The sequence below is a fragment of the Hoeflea sp. genome (genome assembly GCF_984452065.1).
Map to the genome: position 1 here is coordinate 1 of NZ_CFHWAF010000244.1, position 2,695 is coordinate 2,695.

Here is a 2,695-nt window from a genome sequence, read left to right on the forward strand (position 1 = left end):
CCTGTGAAGTGTCAGCCATGATTGTCTAGCCAGTTCTCAAAACGCGTTTCCAGCGCTTCGATCAACGCCGCATCTTCGAGCTCCTCGACAATCTCGGCAATAAAGGCCTTGACCAGCATCGCCCTTGCCCGCTTCTCGGATATGCCCCGGGCACGCATGTAGAAAAGGTGGTTCTCGTCGATGTCGGTGACCGTCGCGCCATGGGCACATTGAACGTCATCGGCAAAGATTTCCAGTTCCGGTTTGGCGGAGAAGTCACCGCCGTCAGACAGAAGAAGCGTATTGCAGGCCATGCGCGCATCGGTCTTCTGGGCGATTTTCGCCACGTTGATCTGCCCCTGGAACACACCGCGCGCGCGATCGAAGACCACGTTGCGGAACGTTTCGGTTGAGATGCAATCGGGCACTAGGTGATCCAGGACCATGGTCACATCGGTATGGCTGTCGCCGCCCAGCAGGTTGACGCCGCTGAGCGCAAGCTGCGAGCCTTCGCCCTTCGCCTTGATGTTGATTTCCTGGCGCACCAGCTTGCCGCCGGAGTTGGCGAGAAACAGGGTCAGATGGGCATTGGCGCCGAGGTCGACATTGATCTGGCCGAAATGTGTATCGGAAAGACCCCTTTCCTGACTGACGACCCAGACGAGCCGAGCACCGGCGCCCACCTTCAAATCCGTCACCGAAGAGACAAGCGTGTCTGCCTCTCCGCCGACATGCCGCTCAAAGAACGTGCCGCTGGCGCCATCGCCAACGGTGGCGGAAAACCGGCAATGGGCCTGCCCGCCGTTCTGAACGATCTGGATTTCGACCGGCTTTTCGAGTGCGGCGCCTGCGGGAACCGTCAGGTCAAATCCGTCACCGGCAAGCGCGCCGTTCAAACGCCCGATCAGATCATCCTTGTTCTGCAGCACCATGCGATGGGCGGCCGTGCCGTTGTTGAGCGCATCACGGTAATGCTTCAATTCGATACAACCGGAAATCTCGCCGTCCAGGGCATGGCCGTTTGCAACAACCAGCACGTCGGTGCCGTCGACAAGCGACGGCACCGCGCCGTCCGCGCCATCGGCATCATCCTCCGGAACCGCCTTTAGAAGGTTGCGCAGGTCGGTGTAGTGCCACGCCTCAACCCGCCGGGTCGGCAGCCCCTCGAACTTGATGTCATCCATGAAGCCGTTGCGGATCGCCGCGATGGCGCCGTCTCCGGGAAGACTGTCAGTCCTGTTGCCGAAGGTGTCGACAAGCGCCTGCTCGGCGGCGGTGATCGGTCTTTTGCTTTGCATATTCATCACGAAACCTTTTCCACCAGCCGCCATCAGGCAGCGTTGTCGATAATGTCGGCATAGCCGTTGGTTTCAAGTTCCTGCGCCAGAGATTTGTCGCCCGACTTGATCACACGGCCCTGGTAGAGCACGTGCACCGTATCCGGGACGATATGTTCAAGCAGCCGCTGGTAGTGGGTGATGACGACAATGGCCCTGTCGGGTGAGCGAAGCGCATTTACCCCGTCGGACACCACTTTGAGCGCATCGATGTCGAGCCCGGAATCGGTTTCGTCGAGAACGCACAGTTTCGGCTGCAGAAGCGCCATCTGCAAAATCTCCGCGCGCTTCTTTTCGCCGCCGGAAAAGCCGACGTTCAGCGGACGCTTGAGCATGTCCATGTCGATCTTCAATTCGCCCGCGGCGGCACGCACGCGGCGAATGAATTCCGGTGTTGTGAGTTCGTCTTCCCCGTTGGTCTTGCGCTGCTCGTTCATTGCCACTTTAAGGAACTGCATCGTGGCAACGCCGGGAATTTCGACCGGATACTGGAAGGCGAGGAAGATACCGGCGGCGGCACGCTCGGACGTATCCATGTCGAGGATGCTCTCGCCATTATAGAGGATGTCACCCTCGGTCACTTCATAGTCTTCACGGCCGGTCAGAATGTAGGACAGGGTCGACTTGCCGGAACCGTTCGGTCCCATAATGGCGGCCACCTCGCCGTTCTTCACGGTCAGGTTGAGGCCACGGATGATCTCGGTTCCATCCTCGGCGATACGGGCATGCAGGTTCTTGATCTCAAGCATTGATGTAAATTCCTCGATTGGCGGCAGCGCAAAAGCGCCCTCAGGCGCGCGCGCCGTGATAATGTCCAAGGTTAGCCGACGCTGCCTTCCAGGCTGATTCCAATGAGCTTTTGGGCCTCGACGGCAAACTCCATCGGCAGCTCCTGGATCACTTCCTTGACGAAGCCGTTGACGATCAACGCGATCGCCTCTTCCTCCGGAATACCGCGTTGCATGCAGTAGAAAAGCTGATCTTCGGAGATCTTCGACGTCGTCGCCTCGTGCTCGAACTGCGCCGTGGCGTTCTTGGCCTCAATGTAAGGAACCGTATGCGCCCCGCAATTGTTGCCGATCAGCAGCGAATCGCACTGGGTGAAATTACGCGCGTTGGCCGCCTTGCGATGGGCGGAAACCTGGCCACGATAGGTGTTGTTCGAATGCCCGGCGGAAATGCCCTTCGAGATGATCCGGCTCGACGTGTTCTTGCCCAGATGGAGCATCTTCGTGCCGCTGTCGATCTGCTGACGGCCGTTCGACACGGCAATCGAATAGAATTCGCCGCGCGAATTGTCGCCACGCAGAATGCAGGACGGGTATTTCCAGGTGATGGCCGAGCCGGTCTCGACCTGCGTCCAGGAGATCTTTGAGTTA

At 59.0% G+C, this 2,695-nt stretch carries 3 protein-coding genes; all 3 read right to left on the reverse strand.

The window, feature by feature from the left end; all coding sequences use genetic code 11:
- Positions 1–11: 11 nt before the first annotated feature.
- Positions 12–1,283: a Fe-S cluster assembly protein SufD gene (gene sufD, locus AC5E6N_RS23980; protein ID WP_491750169.1), complete on the reverse strand. Its 1,272-nt coding sequence runs from the start codon at positions 1,281–1,283 to the stop codon at positions 12–14.
- A 26-nt stretch (positions 1,284–1,309) separates the two neighbouring features.
- On the reverse strand, positions 1,310–2,065 hold the full coding sequence (sufC, locus tag AC5E6N_RS23985) for a Fe-S cluster assembly ATPase SufC (protein ID WP_491750170.1): 756 nt from the start codon (positions 2,063–2,065) through the stop codon (positions 1,310–1,312).
- 71 nt (positions 2,066–2,136) lie between these two features.
- Positions 2,137–2,695: SufD family Fe-S cluster assembly protein (locus AC5E6N_RS23990; protein ID WP_491750171.1), on the reverse strand; the 559-nt coding region annotated here is incomplete at its 5' end.

What these genes read in the sequence shown, in the direction of transcription:
- sufD (WP_491750169.1), bottom strand. Translation starts at nt 1,283, where the DNA reads ATGAATATGCAAAGCAAAAGACCGATCACCGCCGCCGAGCAGGCGCTT.
- sufC (WP_491750170.1), bottom strand. Translation starts at nt 2,065, where the DNA reads ATGCTTGAGATCAAGAACCTGCATGCCCGTATCGCCGAGGATGGAACC.